This is a genomic window from Methanobrevibacter sp. (assembly GCF_045126245.1).
Lineage (GTDB): Archaea > Methanobacteriota > Methanobacteria > Methanobacteriales > Methanobacteriaceae > Methanocatella.
Genome location: NZ_JBGVOG010000063.1, coordinates 1 through 21,944 on the forward strand (window position 1 = coordinate 1; position 21,944 = coordinate 21,944).

General features: G+C 37.4%; 17 protein-coding genes. 12 read left to right on the forward strand and 5 right to left on the reverse strand.

The window, feature by feature from the left end:
* The 8 genes from ACJMLZ_RS05000 to ACJMLZ_RS05035 form a co-directional block, all read left to right on the forward strand.
* The coding region (locus ACJMLZ_RS05000; RefSeq protein WP_405304258.1) for a radical SAM protein at positions 1-943 on the forward strand (943 nt) is incomplete at its 5' end.
* Positions 944-1,088: 145 nt separating this feature from the next.
* Positions 1,089-2,441 carry an Asp-tRNA(Asn)/Glu-tRNA(Gln) amidotransferase subunit GatB gene (gatB, locus tag ACJMLZ_RS05005; protein WP_405304259.1) on the forward strand — a complete coding sequence of 451 codons (1,353 nt, stop codon included), beginning with the start codon at positions 1,089-1,091 and terminating at the stop codon, positions 2,439-2,441.
* A gap of 9 nt (positions 2,442-2,450) precedes the next feature.
* Complete coding sequence (locus ACJMLZ_RS05010) at positions 2,451-3,254, forward strand: CBS domain-containing ParB/RepB/Spo0J family partition protein (RefSeq protein WP_405304260.1); 804 nt, start codon at positions 2,451-2,453, stop codon at positions 3,252-3,254.
* 2 nt (positions 3,255-3,256) lie between these two features.
* Positions 3,257-3,547 carry a phosphoribosyl-ATP diphosphatase gene (gene hisE / locus ACJMLZ_RS05015; protein WP_405304261.1) on the forward strand — a complete coding sequence of 97 codons (291 nt, stop codon included), beginning with the start codon at positions 3,257-3,259 and terminating at the stop codon, positions 3,545-3,547.
* Between the two features lie 17 nt (positions 3,548-3,564).
* Positions 3,565-4,332, forward strand: a complete 768-nt coding sequence (locus tag ACJMLZ_RS05020) for an ABC transporter permease (protein WP_405304262.1) — start codon at positions 3,565-3,567, stop codon at positions 4,330-4,332.
* A gap of 13 nt (positions 4,333-4,345) precedes the next feature.
* Positions 4,346-5,158, forward strand: a complete 813-nt coding sequence (locus tag ACJMLZ_RS05025; protein WP_405304263.1) for an ABC transporter ATP-binding protein — start codon at positions 4,346-4,348, stop codon at positions 5,156-5,158.
* A gap of 12 nt (positions 5,159-5,170) precedes the next feature.
* On the forward strand, positions 5,171-5,677 hold the full coding sequence (locus ACJMLZ_RS05030) for a hypothetical protein (protein WP_405304264.1): 507 nt from the start codon (positions 5,171-5,173) through the stop codon (positions 5,675-5,677).
* 12 nt (positions 5,678-5,689) lie between these two features.
* Positions 5,690-8,209 (forward strand): CDP-glycerol:glycerophosphate glycerophosphotransferase, encoded by a 2,520-nt coding sequence (locus ACJMLZ_RS05035; protein WP_405304265.1) that lies wholly within the window; start codon positions 5,690-5,692, stop codon positions 8,207-8,209.
* Here the strand turns inward: ACJMLZ_RS05035 and ACJMLZ_RS05040 are convergent.
* Both ACJMLZ_RS05040 and larB read right to left on the reverse strand, forming a co-directional pair.
* Positions 8,198-8,758, reverse strand: a complete 561-nt coding sequence (locus ACJMLZ_RS05040; RefSeq protein WP_405304266.1) for a GNAT family N-acetyltransferase — start codon at positions 8,756-8,758, stop codon at positions 8,198-8,200. The genes ACJMLZ_RS05035 and ACJMLZ_RS05040 overlap by 12 nt on opposite strands.
* A 1-nt stretch (position 8,759) precedes the next feature.
* On the reverse strand, positions 8,760-9,521 hold the full coding sequence (larB, locus tag ACJMLZ_RS05045; protein ID WP_405304267.1) for a nickel pincer cofactor biosynthesis protein LarB: 762 nt from the start codon (positions 9,519-9,521) through the stop codon (positions 8,760-8,762).
* 52 nt (positions 9,522-9,573) lie between these two features.
* On the opposite strand from larB, the gene hypF reads away from it, so the two are divergent.
* Entirely contained in the window at positions 9,574-11,814 is a 2,241-nt protein-coding gene (gene hypF, locus ACJMLZ_RS05050; RefSeq protein ID WP_405304268.1) for a carbamoyltransferase HypF, read from the forward strand.
* A gap of 52 nt (positions 11,815-11,866) precedes the next feature.
* On the opposite strand, the gene ACJMLZ_RS05055 is transcribed toward hypF, so the two are convergent.
* Positions 11,867-12,439 carry an ArsR/SmtB family transcription factor gene (locus ACJMLZ_RS05055; protein WP_405304269.1) on the reverse strand — a complete coding sequence of 191 codons (573 nt, stop codon included), beginning with the start codon at positions 12,437-12,439 and terminating at the stop codon, positions 11,867-11,869.
* Between the two features lie 305 nt (positions 12,440-12,744).
* Between ACJMLZ_RS05055 and ACJMLZ_RS05060 the strand changes: the two genes are divergently transcribed.
* From ACJMLZ_RS05060 to dnaJ, 3 genes are all read left to right on the forward strand, one after another.
* Positions 12,745-13,296 (forward strand): nucleotide exchange factor GrpE, encoded by a 552-nt coding sequence (locus ACJMLZ_RS05060; protein ID WP_405304270.1) that lies wholly within the window; start codon positions 12,745-12,747, stop codon positions 13,294-13,296.
* Positions 13,297-13,338: 42 nt separating this feature from the next.
* Complete coding sequence (dnaK, locus tag ACJMLZ_RS05065; protein ID WP_405304271.1) at positions 13,339-15,210, forward strand: molecular chaperone DnaK; 1,872 nt, start codon at positions 13,339-13,341, stop codon at positions 15,208-15,210.
* 137 nt (positions 15,211-15,347) lie between these two features.
* A complete protein-coding gene (gene dnaJ, locus ACJMLZ_RS05070) occupies positions 15,348-16,490 on the forward strand; it encodes a molecular chaperone DnaJ (RefSeq protein WP_405304272.1) in 1,143 nt (380 codons plus the stop codon).
* Between the two features lie 317 nt (positions 16,491-16,807).
* Here dnaJ and ACJMLZ_RS05075 read toward each other — a convergent pair whose 3' ends face one another.
* Complete coding sequence (locus ACJMLZ_RS05075; RefSeq protein WP_405304273.1) at positions 16,808-20,413, reverse strand: hypothetical protein; 3,606 nt, start codon at positions 20,411-20,413, stop codon at positions 16,808-16,810.
* 239 nt (positions 20,414-20,652) lie between these two features.
* A partial coding sequence (locus tag ACJMLZ_RS05080) for an Ig-like domain-containing protein (protein WP_405304274.1) occupies positions 20,653-21,944 on the reverse strand: 1,292 nt, incomplete at its 5' end.

Genomic DNA, 21,944 nt, shown 5'->3' on the forward strand with positions numbered 1-21,944 from the left:
GACCACATTAAAGCATCATGGAGATTTGATTACTCTTGAGCGTGCAGTATTTCTCTCATGGTGGTGCGACAAAGGAGATTGCGCATTTTGTTACATGTCTACACAAAAAAACAAAATAAAAGATCCAAAAAAGGCCAGACGCAACATAAGCAACATCTATGCAGAAGCTGAAATGTGCAAACGTCTTGACTGGAATATAGAATTTTTATCAGGAGGATATGAATCATTCACCACCGGGGAAATCAAGCAAATAGCTGAAAATATCAAAAAAATTACTGGGGACGGAGTTTGGTTGAATACCGGAATCACCGATGAATTGAATCAATACGGCGATGAAATAAAAGGAATTACCGGCGCAGTTGAAGTTGCCAACCCCGAAATACATGAAAGGGTATGTCCCTCCAAAAAGCTGGAGGACATAAGCAGCATGCTTGATGCTGCCGGAGATTACGGATTTAAAAAGGCCATTACAATAATATTGGGCCTTGGCGAAACTCTGGATGATGTGAACTACATTATAGACTACATAAAAGATTACAAAATCGACAGAGTAATCTTTTATTCATTGAATCCCCATAAGGAAACCATTTATGCAAATTCATCACAACCCGCCTCCCTTTACTACGCGCAGGTCGTGTCACAAGTCAGACTGGCATTTCCGGACATTGAAATCATCTGCGGAACCTGGATAGATAATTTGGCAAACATCGGAATACTGATTTTAAGCGGAGCAAACGGCATAACAAAGTTCCCGCTGTTTAAAATGTTTGGAACAAAATACGGAAAACGTGTTGAAGAGGAAGTAAAATGGGCCGGACGAAATCTTAAAGGAACATTTACCGATAAAAATCAATTGGGCCCTCAAAAAAGTGAAATTTCACCGGAACTGGATAAATTCATAAAAAGATATGTCAAGGAATCTCTAAAAAATAAGTACCAGTGACATTTTTTTGAATAATCCATCCATACTGTAACAAAAACCCTTTTTTTAAAAATCTTTATAAATCTAATGTAATAAATATAAATATAATATAAATTATTAAAAAATTATCCTAATTGGAGGAATTATTATTAGTGACGATGTCGATATGATGTGTGGACTTGAAATCCACGTACAATTAGAAACCGAATCAAAATTATTCTGTGATTGTCCTACAAATTATCAGGACGCACCTGCAAATACAAACATCTGTCCTGTTTGTTTAAACCAGCCGGGTGCAAAACCACATCCAACAAATGAAAAAGCTTTAGAAAATGCATTGATGATAGCTTTAATGCTTAACTGTGAAATTGATCAAGACGTAATTTACTTCATGAGAAAACATTATGATTATCCTGATTTGCCGTCAGGTTATCAGAGAACCTCAGTTCCTATCGGAATCAACGGTGAATTGAACGGAATTAGAATCAGGGAAATTCACGCCGAAGAAGACCCTGGACAATACAACCCTGACAGAGGTTTTGTTAACTTCAACCGTTCAGGAATCCCATTGGTTGAGATTGTTACCGAACCGGACATCAAATCTCCTGAAGAAGCAAGGAACTTCCTAAAAGAGCTAATTCGTGTTCTACAGTACAGCGGAGGGGCACGTGGTGAAGGTACCATGAGGGCTGACGTAAACATTTCCATCAACGGAGGAAACAGGGTGGAGATGAAAAACGTGAACTCCATCAAAGGCGCTTACAAGGCATTGAAATTCGAACTTGTAAGACAAAAAAATCTCATGAAAAGGGGAGTTGAAGTTAAACAGGAAACCCGTGCATACCTTGAATCCCAAATGATTACCGTTGCAATGAGATTGAAAGAGGATGCTGACGATTACAGATTCATTACCGACCCTGATTTGCCGCCAATGAAAATAAGTGACGAAACAATCCAAAGAGTTTTAGAAACCATGCCTGAAGCTCCGCACAACAAAGTGAAAAGATTTGTTGAGGAATATGGCATCGATGAGGAATCTGCAAAAGTATTGACATCAGAACTTGACCTGGCCATTGCCTATGAAGAGGTAGCCAAAGAGGTTGATCCTAAATTCGCTTCAAAATGGATGAGAGATGAACTTAAAAGGGTCTTATCCTACAACAAATTGGACTTTGCAGACAGCGGAATTACCGTGGACGACATAGTTGAATTCCTAAATATGTTGCAGGCAAAAGAAATCACCGCCAAAGCAGGTCAGAGAATTGTTGAGCAAATGCCAAATAACGACAAATCACCTAAAGCTATCGCAGAAGAGCTAGGTTTGCTCGGTGTTGTAAAAGATGATGAAGTGCTGGCAGCCGTAAAACAGGCAATTGATGAAAATCCAAAAGCCGTTGAAGATTACTTATCCGGTCAGAAAGCATCAATAAACTTCTTAGTTGGACAGGTAATGAGATTGACCCGCGGAAAAGCTGACCCTGGTGAAACTGTTAAATTATTAAGGGAAAATATTGAATAAGGTGGGAAAATGTCTGAGAAAAAGACTCTTGTAAAGGATTATATGACAGAAAATGTTATTAGCGTTTCTCCAAATACCACAACTGAAGAAGTTATCGGATTAATGAGAGAAAGTCGTCACAACAGTTATCCGGTGGTTAAGGACAATAAATTGGTAGGTATGATAACAGCATTCGATATCGTGTCAAAAGAATGGGCAGACACCGTTGAAGGCCTTATGAGTACACAGCTGGTTGTTGCAAATCAGGAATTGCCTATCAATGATGCTTCCAGAGTAATGTTTAGAAGAGGAATTTCAAGGATGCCTGTTGTCGATAAGGAGGGAGTGCTAGTTGGAATTATTACAAATACCGATATGGTAAGGTCACACATTGAAAGGTCAACTCCAAATAAGGTGGAATATTTCAAAAAAACAATGGAACAGTTATATGGAATCAAAACCACTTTAAAACACATGCCTGTTGAAACTGATAAATTGAGACCTACACAGGACAGGGTTTATGCTGATGAACTTGAAGGAAGAGCATATGAATTGGAAAAAGGTTTGGCAGAACCTGCAATTGTGGTTAAAACCGGAGACAGATGGATTTTGGTTGACGGCCACCACAGGGCAGTAGCCTCAAAACAGAGAGGTTATGAAACCGTCGATTCATATGTCGTTGATTTAGGCCAGGACATCAAATTAGGTATGGAAAAAACCGCAGACAAGGCTGGAATCAGAACCTTTGACGATATTGAAATTATTGATGATGACAAGCACCCATTAATCGCCCTTACCGAAAGCATTCAAGATCAAGCATCAAAGGGTGATTAACTGTGGCTGATGATAAAATAATACGTGAAGTATATGAGGTTTTAGAGTCCAGAAGGGACAGCCCAATTGATTCATACACCTCAAACATCATGAAAGACAGCGACAAAAAAGCTGAAGACAAAATTCTTGAAAAAATAGCTGAAGAAGCCGGAGAGGTTTTGATTGCATCCAAAAATGATGAAAACCTGGTATATGAATCTGTAGACCTTATATTTCACACATTATTGTTATTAGTTTACAAAGGTATTGAAATAGACGAAATATTTGACGAATTTGAAAACAGAAGAAAATAAGTTTATTGGGGAACAATATGTTTGATACATTCTCGGAAATGAAATTTTTGCTGAAGCAATTAGTGAAAAGGGATTTGACTTCAAAATATAAGGACTCCGTTTTAGGTATCCTCTGGAGTTTTTTCAACCCCCTCCTGATTATGTTAGTGTTTACAGCAATCTTTTCAATGCTCTTCGGCAGAGCCATTGAAAATTATCCCGTTTACTTCCTGTCCGGAAGATTGATATTTGATTTTTATAATAACGCTACAAAGGGAGCAATGAGATCTCTTAAAAGCAATGCATACATTCTAAAAAAGATTTATGTTCCCAAATATATGTTCTCAATAAGTGCAATCTGTTATGAATTTGTAAACTTCCTGATTTCATTTGTAATTCTATTTGGAGTTATGCTGATTACCGGCGCACAATTCCACCTGACCTTCATATATGCGATTTTCCCGATAGCGCTGCTGTTCATATTGATATTCGGAGTGGGGCTGATGTTAGCGGTTTTCAACACTTATTTCTCAGATATCGGATATCTGTACAATGTATTCACATTAGTTTTAATGTATTCATCCGCATTGTTTTATCCGATGGAAATCGTGCCTGCACAGGTCCAGATGATATTCACATTAAACCCTGTGTATTCTGCAATTTCCTGTTTTAGGGAATGTGTCCTGTATGGAATTGCGCCGACAGCAAGTTCATTGTACTACCTGGCGGCATTCTCATTTACGGTATTTGGAGTAGGAATTCTGTTGTTCAACATTTACGATAAGAAATTATCATTGGAAATTTAAGTGGGTAATAATCATGAAAATAATCGATAAGCTTTTAATATTTTTCGGAAGAAAAGAAGTGCCTGTATTGCCTGCAGAGGACAATGAAATCGCAATCGAAGTAAAGGATTTGGTAATGGAATTCAAAGTCACAAAGGATAAAATTGATACCCTCAAGGAATATGTCATCAGAACCATCAAAAGAAACAAAAAGGAAAAAAGGAAAATCAGAGTTCTTGACGGCGTTTCATTTAAGGTTTACAAAGGTGAAAGAGTCGGTATCCTCGGGTTCAATGGAGCCGGGAAAAGTACACTTTTAAGAATCATTGCGGGAATCTACGAGCCTACAGAAGGATCAATTACAATCAACGGCAAAATTGCACCGTTGCTTGAGCTCAGTGCAGGATTTGACAAGAACTACACCGGAAAGAACAACATCTATCTGAACGGTGCCTTTTTGAGTATGGATGAGAAGTTCATCAATGAGAAATATGATGAAATCGTCGAGTTTTCCGAGCTTGGAGAGTTTATCAACTATCCAGTTAAAAACTACTCAAAGGGTATGCAGTCCAAATTAGGTTTTTCAATCGCGACTGTGGTAAATCCGGATATCCTGATTATTGACGAAATTCTGTCTGTGGGAGACATCAAATTCAAAAAGAAAAGTTCCGAAAAGCTCAAGCAGATGATGAGGGATGGAGCTACAGTTCTTTTCGTTTCACACGCACTCAGAGACATCAAAGAGATTTGTGACAAATGTGTCTGGCTTGAAAACGGAAAGGTAGTGATGGAAGGAGAAACCGAAAAGGTCATTGAAGCCTATGTTGAACACAGTAAAAAGAAATGAAAAGGTTTTATTATGGATAAACGAGTTATTGGAATCATAATTATATTGATAATAGGAACTGGCTGCATGTATTATACTGCATCAAACTCCAATACTATAGGAAGTGCAATTACAAGCTTCAGCAAAACAATCGTAACACTGCCGAATGGCTTTTCAGTTGGAGAAACAACCGACAAGGTGGCTGAACTGTACAATAAAAATACTCCCGAAAGGATAAACATCAGCGATTTGGGAAAAAATGATTCCTCGTTGAAGCAATTTGAAAATGCCTTAAAATCACTGGGCAAAAACTGGAATGTGAATGACATTAGCAATTCCACAAGAACAGTGAATGACATTAAAGTCTACACAATTGCCTACAAAGACAATGATGAAAGCAAATACAGCTCATTTGCATATGTCTGTAACCACACATACTGCATAAACATGAGCGGATACGACAATGTGGACAAAGTCAATGCCGATTTGGATTTCATAATCAAAACAATACAGCCAGATTACAAACAAGGAAAGGATTAAAGGGGAATGAAGTTGAATGAATTTGAATTTTCAATCATATTGCCCACACACAATTCATCGTTAGGCCTTGAAAAGGCACTCGATTCATTAATCAATCAGACACTTGATTTTAAAGAAAACATTGAAGTAATTATCATAGACAACAACAGTATTGACAATACTGAAAAGATATGTAGGCAATATCAGAGCCTGTATCCCGAAAACATTAGATTTTTCCAAAATACCGGAGGGATAGCTAAAAATCTGGGGCTCGAAAACATTAACGGAAAATATGTCGGATTTCTGGAAAACAATGACTACCTTTCAAAAGACAGCTTGGAAAACGTTTTGAAGTTCAGTGAAAAAAATCCAACTGCAGATTTGATAACAATACCTATTTATTATTATAAGAACAACAGAAAAGAAAGGTATCTGGACTATAAAATTAAAGGCAGCGCCACATATGACCTTTTAAAAGAACCTGAGGCTGCACAGCTGTTAAGTCCGGCCACATACGTTAAAAGAAAATCCATCCGAGAATGCTTTAAAAACAATTACAATGAATATTCTCTCTTTTTAAATAAGATTCTGCTTAATAACCCTAATCTGGGAATCTGTAAAGACGGAAGCTATTACATGAAAAACATCGAAGAGAAATTGCTTCCTACCGAGGATTTTGCCTTTAACAAAGAACAATACGATTATTTTATTGAAGAAAATCTGAATGGCTTAATTGATGAAAGCGAAAACAGATTTTCATGCATTCCAAAATTCATACAATACGGCCTGTTAAACCAGCTTAAATGGATTTCATCAATGGAAAAGTCAAAAGAAGAGCTGGACCTGTCCAAGCTCGGGAAAATAACAGAACATATCGATGACGATGCAATCCTAAATAACATTCTGATTGAAAACGACTGCATGATGTTCCTGTTGATGCTGAAATACGGCAAGCTGAATGAAGAATCCATTGAAAAACTAAATCTGGACACAGTATTCGTTGACGTTTACGACATTGTAAACGATGAGCTGAATATCCTATGCAACATTCCCAACATCGAAAAGCGGGACATCGGTATTTATGTCAACGATGCCAGAATACCCCTGAAAAAAATACGCTTTCCTCAAAATGACAAATATAGTCTTGGACACATGTATGCACGGGATTATTCATTTGAAGCTAAAATTCCAATATCGACCAATGAAGAATATGTGATTGAATTTAAATCAGAAAACCAGAAATTGAAAATCGATTTTTCAAGACCGTGCGACTTTTCAAAAAGTGTCGGATACGCAAAAACCAAACATTACATAAGCGTCCATAAAGGCGATAAAATCATTTTGAAAAAGAAAACCCGACTGAACTGGATTTTGCAGGAAATCAAATCTGAAATCAGCATGATTAAAAATCATGACCCCGGTTTTGAAAAGGCGCTTCCATTTAGAATAGCTTATATGATTGCATATCCGTTTTTAAGGAATAAAAGAATTTGGTTTTATATGGACCGCCCCGATGAGTCCGATGACAACGGTCTGCATCTCTTTAAGTATGCAGTAAAACAGAATGACGGCGTTGAAAGATACTTTATAATGAACCGGAACTCTGAAGATTACGATGAAATCAAAAAATTCGGCAAAGTCCTGCCATACAAATCCCTTCGCCACAGATTCTTGGGGATGTTTGTCGAAAACATAATTACATCCCATCCCGACAATGGAATAATATATCCTTTTTGGGGAGGCTATCCTTTTTTTGCAGGACTTTTAAAATCAAATACAATATTTCTGCAGCATGGCGTCCTCAAGGACAATATTTCCTCATGGCTAAACAGGTCTATCATTAATTTATCATTCTTTTTGGTCAGTTCAACAAAGGAATATGAGTCAACTTTTAAATATCCTTACAACTATGACAGAAACGTCATTCAATTGCAGGGGCTTCCCAGATATGATAACCTGAAAAACATAGAAAACAAAAGACAAATCATTATCATGCCTTCCTGGAGAAGAGATTTGACTGACAAATCCTACGAATACATCCTTGAAACAGAGTATTTCAAAAGATTCAACAGTCTGATAAACAATGAAAAGCTGATTGAAAAAGCGCGTGAATATGATTATAAAATCATCTTCAGACCCCATCCCAACGTTTACAATTTCATAGAGCTCTTTGATGAAAATGATTATGTGACAATTGACTATAAAAAAACAAAATTTCAGACATTGTTCAATAACGGATCCATAATGATTACTGACTATTCATCCGTGGCATTTGATTTTGGTTATCTGAAAAAACCGGTAGTCTATTACCAATACGGCAACGATTACCACTTTGACATTGAAGAAAGCTATTTCAACTATGAAACAATGGGCTTTGGAGAAACCTGCAAAGATGAGGGTGAACTGGTTGACACAATCATAGAGTACCTTGAAAATGACTGTGCAATCAAAGAAAAATATTCAAAAAGGGTTAATGATTTCTTTAAATTTACAGATAAAAACAATTGTGAAAGGGTTCATGAAGCCATAAAGAAAATTCCTTTAAAGGATTAATTCCATATTGCTCATGCCTCTTTCAAAGCTTGCTATTTTCAATCTTTTTTTGTTGAATACCTTAAAACCTATTCTTTCATAAAGCGCCTTTGCACCTTCATTTCTAAAATCAGCATCCAAAGTGACACGTTTATAGTTTTTGGATTTGGCGTAATCGATAACATCAAGCAAAACTTTTCTTCCCAAACCCTGACCTCTCATGGCCTCATCAATGGCAATTTCTGCAACATAGAGGTCACCCTTTTCGATGTCGCACAATACAAAACTGTCCAAAATATCTACAATCACAAGTTTGACTGATTTTAAATATAACTTATGGGATGTTTCGGAAGTGTAGATTATCAATATCCCTATGATGTTTCCGCCATCATCAAGAACAACCTTGAAAAAGTCATCGGTTTTTCCTTTTCTCAAATCCTTTTCAATTGTTCTTATGGCATCTTCCGGCTTTTTAAAAAGCATGTCAAAGGTCCTGAAATCGACATCGTAGACCAGTTTGGCCACCTTAAAAACGTCATGTATTTCGTGATTGAAAGTTTCATACTTCATGTTAATCACTGTTTACTATAGTGAGGGCAAACACCCCTGCACCGAATCCGTTGTCAATATTGACAACGGCAATTCCCGGAGCGCATGACTGAAGCATTGCATCCAGTGCGACCCTTCCGCCTTCACCCACTCCGTATCCGACTGAAGTTGGAACGCCGATTACCGGCACGTCAACAAGGCCGGCAACGACTGAAGGAAGAGCCCCTTCCATTCCTGCACAGACAATAAATGCACGAACGCCCTCCTTTACCATATGTGCAATCTGCGGAAACAGCCTGTGAATTCCGGCAACTCCAATGTCATATGATGTGATGGCCTCACAGCCCCCTTCCTCAACTATGACTCTTGCCTCTTCGGCAATGCTGATGTCTGAAGTTCCGGCAGTTATGATTCCGATTTTTGCAACAGGATCCTTTTTTATAATTTCCTTTCTTATGACTAAAATCTGAGCCCTCTTATTGTAATCGAATATGTATGAATTTTCACCCAAATCATCCATAATCTTTTCATATCTTTCATGGGAGAGTTTGGTCACTATCAAATCCTCATCACTATTGTCAAGATATCCCTTAATAATCAAAATAAGGTCCTCATAATCCTTGCTTGGTGAAAATATAGCTTCCGGGAAACCTGTACGCTCATTTCTTTTAATGTCAAACTTGACTACATCGTCAAACTCCAAAATACTGTCTGCCTTTATGAGATTTTCAGCTTCATCAATATTGAGTTCCCCATTTGCCAGTCTTTCAAGAATATCCTTCATAGTATTAATTAGGATAAAATTTTATATAAAATTTAACTTAAATAATATATTTATGAAAGCCCGAAAGATTTTGACACAAGGAATAGTTCAGGGTGTGGGATTTAGACCATATGTCTACAGACTTGCATCTGAATTGGATTTAAAAGGATACGTCAGAAACCTTGGAAATGTAGTCGAAATCATAATTGAGGGCGAAAATACTGATTTATTTATTGAAAGACTTCCTCGTGAACTGCCCCCCATTGCCAAAATAGATTCCATGAGCGTGGAAGACATTGACAGGAAGAATTATTTAAGTTTTGAAATCATTGAAAGCGGAGATTCCTACTCCGGAATCAGCGTGATTCCGCCGGACATTGCAATCTGTGACAAATGCCTTGAAGAAATCAGAAATCCTCAAGACAGACGATACAAATATCCCTTCAACGCATGCACAGACTGCGGACCAAGATTTACCGTGATTGAAAGCGTTCCATATGACAGGATAAGAACATCCATGGATGAGTTTCCGCTGTGTGATGAGTGTATGGTGGAATATACCCGTCCCCTCAACAGAAGATATCATGGAGAAGCCATCTGCTGCGGAGACTGCGGACCTCAAATGGCATTTTATGACGGCTTAAATAAAATTGACTGTGAAAATCCAATCAGAATGGGTGCTGAAGTTTTAAAGGAAGGCAAAATCCTTGCAATAAAAGGCATAGGCGGAACACATCTGGCCGTTGACGCATACAATGATGATGCAATTCGGGAATTGAGAAGCCGCCTGAACCGCCCAAATCAGGCATTTGCCGTGATGAGCAAAGATTTGAAATCCGTTCAAAACTATGCGCAGCTGTCAGAAAAGGAAATTGACACCATAACCTCAAACAAAAGGCCTATCGTTATCCTGAAGAAAAAAGACAATTATCCTTTCCCGGAATCACTGTCTCCAGGCCTTCACAATATCGGAGTTATGCTTCCATACTCTCCAATGCATTATCTGCTTTTTGATGAGGGAGAAATCGACACATACGTCATGACCTCTGCAAACATTCCTGGCGAACCGATGATGATTCAAAATGAGGAAATCATTGGTGGAGTCAACGACTATTCCCTGATTCATAACCGCAAAATCCTAAACAGATGCGATGATTCAGTAATCCGTTTTAGAAACAATGAACTGTCTTTTATCAGACGTTCCAGAGGATATACTCCAGAACCGTATAAAATCAATTATGAAGTCAATGATTTGAATGTCCTTGCTTTAGGCCCTGAACTTGACGTTACATTCTCAATTGCAAAGGATGATATCGCATATCCTTCACAGCATATCGGAAATACAAACAAACCTAAAACATTGGAGTTTCTAAAAACAGCCGTTAAAAATATGGAAAGAATCACTAAAATCAATGAATTTGATGTCATTGCATGTGATATGCACCCCCATTTCTTCACCTCACGTCTGGCGCATGAACTGGCCAAGGAATATGACGCGGAGGTTCTGCCTATCCAGCACCACCATGCACATTCCGTTGCCCTTGCAAACGACAGCTCAATTGAGAAGATGGTAGTTATTGCCGCTGACGGCGTAGGTTATGGCAGTGACGGCACAAGCTGGGGAGGAGAAATTCTCTACACAGACATCAAAAGCTTCGAAAGGATGGCTCATCTGGAAAGCCAGCTAATGCCCGGCGGAGATATGGCAACCAAATACCCTGCAAGAATGCTTGCAAGCATCCTTAAAGACGAAAGCCTGATTAAAAGCTATTCAAATCATTTCAATTATGGTGAAATGGAAATCAAAAACATCTACAAACAACTGGAATCCGGAATCAATGTCGGAAAGACAACAAGTACCGGAAGGGTTCTCGATTCAATTGCCGTTGCCCTGGAGATATGTGATGAGCGGACATATGAAGGGGAATGCTCCATGAAGCTTGAATCATGCGCATATCATTCAACAAATGATTTGGAAATTCCATACATCATTGAAGGCAATACATTGAATACCACTGAAATACTAAGGGAAGTCACAAGACTGTACCGGAACGGAGAAAAAAAGTCAGACATTGCACGTGCAGGCCAGATTGCAGTAGCAAGCGGACTTTCCGAACTTGCAATTCAATCAGCATCCAGGAAAAAAGTTGCAGATATCGGAGCTACAGGCGGAGTATTCTACAACGAAGCCATTACCGACACCGTTAAAAACTATATTGAGAACAGCGGATATAATTTCATACAGCACAAAAACACCTGCGCGGGAGACGGATCAGTCTCTCTAGGACAGGCAATTATATCTAAAAAAAAGTAAAGAGAATTGTTTGAATTAACAAACAATCAGTATTAATGACCACACAACGAAGTTATCTGTTTTTTAAGGTTCTCTCAAGTATATATTCAGCCCTTTCCTTGAGGTTACCGTATAATCTTATCTGATTTTTCAGCTCGTCAATAGCTTCAAGCTGACCGTCATCTATTCTTCTTTCAATATCAAGAAGTTTTGACCATTCGTCACCTGAAGGAAGCTGCAGGGTATTGAGCATATCCTCTGAGAGATTTACGTCAAAAGTGTTTCTGTTGATTGTGATGTGGATATTCACTTCGTTTTGCAAATCATAATATTTTCTAGGGCGTCCCCTTAAGATCTTCTTGTAGGAAGAGTTTAAAATACCTATCTCTTCCATGGCACGCAAGTGCTCTATGATAGCCTTCTGACCGATGTCCAGCTCGTTTGAAATTTCGCTTACAAACATCGGCTCTTCCCTTAAAAGGTTAATTATATCCCTTCTAGTTTTACAACCCATTACATCAAGTATATCCTCTTTATCAATCTCTCCCAATGAGTCATAGTTTCCTCTAATTTCTATGTGGCCATTAGAAGAATTGACATTTCTATGATTTCTATCATTTTTTCCAATGTCGTTACTACTAGTCATGATTATCATTATATCATATGCCATATTTAAAGTATTGTATTTTTATTACATATTGTAAGAAAAAAGTACCAAAATATCGAAACCTTTATATAACTTTTTGTTACTATAATATAGTAGGAGAAAGATAACTTTTTGTTACTTTAATATTTGGTTCAGAAAAACTTGAAGTAATAACTCTTAAATGATGAACCATTTTCCTATATGTCCATAAATTCCCAAAGCCAATATTAAAGAACTTAAAGTGTACCATTCTCTGCCAAGAGTTATTACCATAGTTTTTCAAAAAACATGAAAAGGGTGGCCCCATGACTGATGAAAATAAAAGCGAAACTGAAGTTGAAACTCAAGATAATCAGGAAAAATATGACGAACTTCTTGAAGAGTTAACCCTGAAAGATGAGGAGTTAACAAAACTCAAGGAAGATTTTGAAAAACAGGAAGCTGAAACTCAGGAATATATCTCATTATCCCAAAGACTTCAGGCAGATTTCGAAAATTTCAAAAAAATTACCGACAAGCAGAATAAGGAAATTATCAGATTTGCCAATGAAAACATCATAAAAGAGTTTCTCGACTGTTATGAGGATTTCGGTAGAGCTTTGGAAATTGAAAATGATAAAGATCTAAAAGAAGGAGTACAACTCATCTACAATAAATTTAATGATATACTGACCAAAGAAGGCGTGGAAGAAATTCCTGCAAAAGGAGAAAAATTCGACTTTACCCGTCATGAAGCATTGATGACACAGGAATCAGAAGATGTCGAAAACGGATATATTATAGATGAACTGATGAAGGGATACATGTATAAAGACAAGGTCCTCAAATACTCCAAAGTAATTGTATGTAAAAAATAATCATGTTTATTAAATTATTCATAAAAAAAATAGGTGATAATTATGTCTGACGCTAAAAAAGAAAAAATTATTGGTATTGATTTAGGAACAAGTAACTCAGCAGCATCCGTGCTTGTAGGAGGTAAACCAACCACAATTCCTTCTGCAGAAGGAGCAAGCCAATACGGTAAATCCTTCCCAAGTTATGTTGCTTTTACTGAAGACGGTCAAATGTTAGTTGGAGAACCTGCAAGAAGACAAGCAGTAACCAACCCTGAAAATACCATAAGTGCAATCAAAAGAAGCATGGGTACCGACCACAAGGTAACCGTAAACGGCAAACAGTACTCTCCACAGGAAATTTCCGCATTTATCCTGCAAAAAATCAAAAAAGATGCAGAAACCTTCTTAGGAGAACCAGTTGAAAAAGCTGTAATTACCGTACCTGCTTACTTCGACGACAACCAAAGGACCGCAACCAAGGATGCAGGAACCATTGCAGGACTTGACGTTGTAAGACTCGTTAACGAACCTACCGCAGCAAGCCTCGCATACGGTCTTGACAAAGCGGATGAAGAGGATATGAACATCATGGTATACGATTTAGGTGGAGGTACCTTAGACGTAACCATCATGGAATTCGGTGGAGGAGTATTCGAAGTAAGATCAACCAGCGGTGACACCCAGCTTGGTGGTACCGATATGGATAACGTATTGCTCAAATACCTTGCAGATGATTTCAAAGCTAAAGAAGGCGTTGACTTGATGGACAACGACCAAGCAGTGCAAAGATTAAGAGAAGCTGCTGAAAAGGCAAAAATCGAGTTATCAACCACTACAACAACCGAAGTCAACTTGCCGTTCATTGCAATGGGAACTGACGGAACCCCTAAAAACTTAATCATGTCTCTTACAAGAGCCAAATTGGAAGAGTTAGTTGATTCCATTGTAGAAAAATCAGGCAAACCAATGCAACAAGCATTAGACGATGCTAAAATGAGCAAAAGTGATATTGATAAAATTATCCTGGTTGGTGGACCTACCAGAATGCCAATCGTGCAAAAATATGTTGAAAAATTCATAGGAAAACCAATCGAACGTGGTATTGACCCAATGGAATGTGTATCCATGGGAGCAGCCATTCAAGGAGGAGTATTAGCAGGAGAAATTAAAGACATTGTTCTTTTGGATGTAACTCCATTATCCTTAGGTATTGAAACTTTAGGTGGAGTATCCACCACCTTAATCGAAAGGAACACTACCATTCCTACCAAGAAAAGCCAAATCTTTTCCACCGCTGCGGATAACCAACCTTCCGTAGACATCAACGTATTGCAAGGGGAAAGAAAAATGGCTGCAGACAACACATCCCTCGGACGTTTCCAGCTTGTAGGAATCCCACCTGCTCCTAGAGGAATCCCTCAAATTGAAGTGACCTTTGACATTGACGCAAACGGTATTATCAACGTGACAGCTAAAGATAAGGGAACCGGCAAGGAACAGGCAATTACCATCACTTCCTCAACAAAACTGTCCGATGAAGAAATCGAACAGAAAATCAAGGAAGCTGAAATGAACGCCGAAGCGGATGCAAAAAGACAAGAGGAAATTGAAATCAGAAACAACGCAGACTCATTAATTTACACTTCAGAAAAAACCTTGGATGAACTCAAAGACCAAGTATCTGAAGATGAAAAAACTAAAGTCGAAGGACTTGTAGCTGAATTAAGAGAACTTATAGCTGGCGATGACGTTGCTGCCATTAAAGAAAAGTCTGATGAATTATCCAATGTAGTTCAAGAGATTGGTGCTAAAATATACCAACAAGCACAAGCTGAGGCTCAAGCTCAACAAGCTCAAGGCCAAGATCCTAATGCTGGTGCTAAAGACGACGATGATGACACAATTGATGCAGACTATGAAGTAAAAGATTAGATTAAATAAAAAAGTTTTATTAAATTGTTAGGTTAATATAAAATCAGAAATCAGAATCAAAAAAATAAACTAACGATAAGATAAAACTTTTATTTTTTCTATTTTATTTTTTAAATGATCATTATTAAGGTGAATAAATGGCAGACAAGCGTGATTACTACGAAGTTCTTGGAGTAGATAAAACTGCAGATGAAAAGACAATTAAAAAAGCTTATCGTAAATTAGCCAGAAAATACCATCCGGACGTTTGTGATGAAGAAGGCGCTGAAGAAAAATTTAAAGAGGTAAGTGAAGCTTATGCTGTCTTATCCGATGATGAAAAGCGTCAAAGATATGATCAGTTCGGTCATGCAGGAATGGATGGGTTTACTGCAGAAGATTTCTATCAAAACGTCAACTTTGAAGACATTTTCCAAGGTTTCGATATAGGAAACATATTTGATATGTTCGGTTTTGGTGGAGGAAGTCGCAGCAGAGGCAGAACCGGTCCTCAAAGGGGTTCAGACATTTACACAGAAGTGCCTATTACACTTGAAGAAGCATTTAACGGATGCGATAAAGAAATCAAAATAACCAGAAGCGAAATTTGTCCTACATGTAACGGATCCAAATCCAAGCCGGGAGTGGAACCTGAAACCTGCAGGACATGTGGAGGAACAGGACAAATCAAAGAGGTCAGCAATACATTCTTAGGCCAGATGGTAAACGTAAGACCCTGCCGTGAATGTGGAGGTACCGGTAAGATAATTACCCAACCATGTGAAGACTGCCATGGTAAGGGAAGCAAAAGAAAAACCAAAACAATCAAGATTGAAATTCCGGAAGGTGTTGACGAAGGCAACCACTTAAGGGTTTCAGGTGAAGGAAACTGCGGTGAAGCACCTGGCCTTGAAGGGGATTTGATTGTTACAGTCCACATCAAGCGCGACAAAAAATTCACCCGTGAGGGAGATCACCTGTACTACGAACAGCAAATCAGTTTCCCGCAGGCCGCATTGGGAGACCTGATAAGCATTCCAACAATCGAGGGAAAGGAAGTCGAATTTAAGATTACACCGGGAACACAAAGCGGAACTGTATATAAATTAAGAGGTCAGGGCATGACCTCCTATAGGCATTCAAACAGAGGAAACATGTATGTTACAGTTAATGTAGTTGTTCCTAAAAAGTTAAATTCAAAACAAAAGGATTTACTTAAAGAATTTGCCGAAATAAGCGGTGATGAAATCAAACATGTTGAAAAAGGACTCTTTGACAGAGTCAAGGATGCGATGAAATAGATTGGCAGCTGCTGATTTATTTTTCCTCCATCACTAATTTTAAATGCCATCAAAAATCATTTTCCAAAATTCAGTTTTTTCACAGCAAAAAAGTATGACAATACTTGAATCAAGACCATTTTAAAATGATAGTTAGTGGAATTACTCAAACCAGATTTAAGTAAAAATTGATAATTTTTAATAGATGTTTAAAAAATTATAATCTTAATCAATTCATATACATTAAGAATTAATTTTCCAATTAAGTTGGCTAATTTTAATTAATTTAAAAAAAGAAAAAATTAGGAGATTGGATAAATCTCCTTGTGTTTATATTTTTATTCTTCTCTTTCTTCACACACAATTTCAGTTGATGCAGTAGAACCATAGTATTTGGTTGTTTGTACGAAATCAACAGTAACTGGGTAATTTCCTGGAGCTAATTCCGCAGTGGAAATGCTAACTTGACCATCAGCATCAGTTACAAGTTTGTAAAGTTCACCATCAAGATTTACTCTAAGAGTGAAACCTTTGATAGCCTTACCGGTATTGTTATTTTCTAAAGTAACAACCAATTCTTTTATATCGTCACTATATGAAATTGAAACGGTAGTGTTTGCCATAATAGGGACTTTTTCAGTTACTTTAGCACCATTATACTTAGTAGTGGCTTTAAAGGTAGCGGAAACAGTGTAGATAACACCAGGATCTAAGTCAGCAGCAGAAACTCTAACTTGTCCGTTAGCGTCAGTTACAAGTTTGTATGATTCACCGTGGAGTTTTACGGTTACACTGAAACCTTTAATTGCTTGACCGGTAGCATTGTTGGTTAAGGTAACAACCATTTCTTTGGTTTGCTCATCATAAGCAATTGCAAGTGCTGTGTCAGCTACAACAGTAACTTTTACAGTTGCTTTAGAAGCAGAATATTTAGTGGTTTCTTTAAAGGTAGCAGTAACGGTATAAATAGTTCCTGGAGTTAAATCAGCAGTGGATTGTCTGACTTGACCGTTAGCGTCAGTGACAAGCTTATAGGTTTCTCCAGCAAGTTTAATACGTATTGTGTAACCTTTGATTGCTTGACCTGTAACATTATTGGTTAAAGTAGCAACAACTTCTTGAGCATCTTCATCATAAATCAATGCGAGATCAGTAGGAGTTAAAGGAAGAGGGGTGTTGTCATAAACATCTGCATCACCAGTTGATGATACAGCTTCGTCTCCTCTAAGATCGGAAGCGAGCAAGTAATTGTCATGAACTGCACCGGTTGCATTTTTCATGTCAACTGCATATTCTGTGTCAGCTTCAACATGGTTGTTAATGATTGTAGCATCGACAGCTTCATATGATTCTTCACTTAACTGTACATTAATAGCGGCAGTGTTAACAACATCGCCTGCGGCAGTGACATAAATATGATTTTTATCCAAAGTAAATATTCCATCTTCAGCAAGATTAATGCCTAAACCGGTGGATTCGATTACGTTGTCTGCAATCATTGAATTTCCTTTAACATTGATACCCATGGAATTTTTAGGAGTTAAGGAATCTCCAGTAGATACAGTACCAACATTACTACCATAAAGGGTAATTTCATTACGGGAAATTGTACCTTCACCGCCTCTGACACTTGCAACAATACCATAAGTGTAGTTACCCATAGCAGTGATGGTACTGTCAACAATAGTGACGTTTTCACTAGCTACTTCATAACCCGCAGAAAGATAACCATCAGTAGTGATAGTGTTGTTTTCATAAGTCACACCTGCAATCGGACCGTTGTATGCGAAAGAATAAATAGCATATACAGCATCCGGAGCTGAAACATCAAGCACGTTATTGGAAACGATTCCAGTATTGGAAGGGCTTTCCACATTGATTGCATTAGCATAATGAGTATCAGCGGAAGCAGTAATATCATTGCCGCTGATGGTTAATTCATCACCCCATACGGAAACCGCGTACATATAATTATGGCCTGCAGCAGTAATTGTGTTATCATTAATCACAATATTCTTGGATGGGATGTAAAATGTTTCCCAATCATCATTCATGTAAACGACACCTCTTACAGCAATACCATAAATAGTGTCAGCGTAACCGCTAAAGCTAGTGTATTCTATATCAACAGTGTTATTTATAAATTGAATGCCGTCAACCAAATAGAATACAATTCCATCTGACAAGTAATTAACAATCGGATAATTACTATAATCCACATCAAGAGCAACAAGGTCTATGTCAAATGTGTTATCTTGGAATATAATGTTCTTAATAGTTCTTGTCTTGTTTACATTAGCATCGTAACCTTCAATACGAACCGCATTGTTGACTACAGTAGTATCAGCATTGCTCACGAAATTGATGGTGTTTTTAGTGAAAGTTATACCATCAGGAGAGTCATCACGAGCTGCTTTAGCATAAATTGCGTAACTGGATACCTCAGGATTATTGGCTTCAACAGTAATAGTGTTGTGGTTTACTGTAGTTCCAGCTTCTTCAACAAAGTTAAGACCGATATTGTTTGAATAAATAGTATTGTCCTCAATTACTGCAGGTCCTTTAATGGAAATACCCATTGAATTGTAAGAAGTGATAGGGTCTCCTAAAGGATCAGTACCTGTGTTAGAACCGTAAAGGGTAATTTCATTACCTTTGATTTGAAGAGGATTACTAATTCTACTTGCAAGAATACCATAAGTGTAGTTACCCATAGCATTAATAGTGTTATTAATAACAGAACTATCAGTTTCAAATAATTCCATACCTACAGAAAGATAAGAATCGGCAGTGACAGTGTTGTTAATGTACTGCATTTCCAATGCACCGTTGTAGTTTGAAGTATAAATACCATAAACAGTTTTTGGAGCTGAAACTTCAATCACATTGTCACGAACAACACCGTTAGAAGGACCTTCAATATTAATACCGTTAGCATAATTATCATCAGCAGTAGCAGTAATGGTGTTGCCGCTAACAGTTAAATCATCAGCCATAGCGGAAATCGCATACATATAACCATGACCATTGGCAGTAATGGTGTTATCTAAAATCTTAACATTATTAGACTGAACAGGTTCACCATAGTAAGCAGCAAAAGCATTGCCTCTTACAGCAACAGCAAAGATAGTGTCAGATGAACCTGCGACTCCATCATAATTTACAGTAACTGTGTTATTTACAAATTGAAGACCGTCAACAAAATAGAACACAATACCATCAGAGTACCAGATAGTATCCGGCCAATCATCATAATTAACCTTAGTGGATGGCAGGGTAATGTCGAAAGTATTTCCGCTTACTACAACATTTTCCGCAGAATATACATCTTCATAGTAATTTTCACTGTCATCATAACCTTGTACACGAATAGCATTGTTAATAACAGTACCGTCAGTATTTCCAACATAGGTTATTGTGTTGTTGAGAATTTTCAAACCAGAAACTGCACCTGCATAAATTGCATATGAATCATATCCTTCAAGAGCAGTATAAACAATTTTATTGTTGGATATTTGAGTGTTTGAAATTTCATCAGCAATATTAATTCCATACATATCAGGAGCAAGATTAATGGTAAATCCATCAATAGTTACATCATTTGCACAAATCATAATAGAAAATCCGCCTAATGTAGCGCCTTCACTACCGGATAATTTAATTGAATCCTCAATAGTCAAATAACCTATTCCTAAATTACTGAAATCCCCTTCAAAGATTAATTCATCATCAGTTACATTATCTCTTAATGAACCGCTTTCATCAAAATAATCAAAGAAAGTGTCTTCAGTTACCACACTTGAACTGCCTGCACCGACAGCTTCAGTGTCTGCAGCAATGCTTAAAGCATCGCTTCCTCCAGCCATTCCATCAGATGCATCGTTTAATGCAACATCATCAGCAGCGAATGTAGCGCCTACAGACAATATCATTAAACAAAGCATTACCAATGAAACAACTAAATACTTTTGTTTAATAGTTACACCTCAGTTTAAATAAATTTATTTAAATAATAGTTCAATATATTTGATAAAAAAATATTATAAATTGACTACAATTAAAATTAGTAATTAAATATATTTAAAAGTTTTTAAAGTTAAATTGAAAAAAAAATAAAATAAAGGTTAAAACCTTTATTTTGAATTAAATTTTAACTGCGCATCAGCTACAACTGATAATTTACCTACGCAACTGCAGGCATTACATTAGCCGAATACAGCATTTTCCTTGCCTTATACGTACTATCACCTGCAAATGCAATATCAATTATGTATTTGCCATGACCGACATTAGGCATTTTGATAGTGCCGTCTGAAGCAGTTTTTAGACTATATTCTGTTTCTCCGATTTTCAATGTAATCTTCTTATTGGAAAGAGGATTGCCGTTAGCAGCCATAAACTTAGCTAGAACACCGTTTGCATAAACATCAGAGAATATTTTAACATCCGGACTAGCCGCACTGACTTTCAGATTGGCCTGTTTGCTGATTGAAGGAATGCCGTCTCCAGTCACATTAGCTGAAATCGCATAGTCGCCGATTGCATAATTGATCTTGGTTATTAAAGTGGCGACACCATTTGCATCAGTGACTGCACTGCCAATGAGATCGTTGAGCTTGTAAAACTTAACTGTCAAGCCTGAAACTCCATTGTTTGCAGCATTAGTAACAGTGGCAGTGAAAGTGGCATCGGATGATTTTTCTACTGAAACATCGTTGAAGTTGACTTTGATGCCTGCACTGTTAATTGATAAGGTAGCTTCATTACTGCTGACAGGATAGTTGAAAGGCATGTTATTTAATGCTTTTATATAAGCTCTAATCAAATAATCTCCATTATCATATGATATTTTAGTGGATTTTTGTGCAACACCATTTCCGTCAGTAGTAGCTTTATCCAAAAGAGTCCATTTTCCATTAACATATATCTCAAACGGCACCTCTATCCCAGAAATGCCCTCTCCAAGACTATTTTTAACAACAGCCTTGAGAATAACATTATTATTTTTAATTGCAGATGCGTCATCAATTGATATATAAAGATTTCCTTTATTGATTTTAAATGTAGATGAAGAAGTAACTTCACTGGTCAAATAATTCCTTTTAGAACATATTGCCTTAATATAGAATTGAGCATCCTTGTCAAAGATATCCCATCTATAATTGATGGTGGCCTTACCATTTCGAGAGGTTGTATTTCCAATTTCTTTAATATTTCCATCACTCTTACGGACTATGAAGAATTTAACAGAAGTTCCGCTATCGATATACATGGAAACAGTTGACATTTCCAAATAAACCGCACTAACAGGGTTAATTTTAGCACTGAAAGTGTATTTATAATTATTATCGATTATGTTGTTTTCTGTATTGTTGATGGCCTTGTCACCAATACCCTTTTCAGAGTCAAGATAATTTTTAGAAATGTTGTTGTCAACAGCCCTATCATCAACAAGGATTGCATATCCTTTCAATG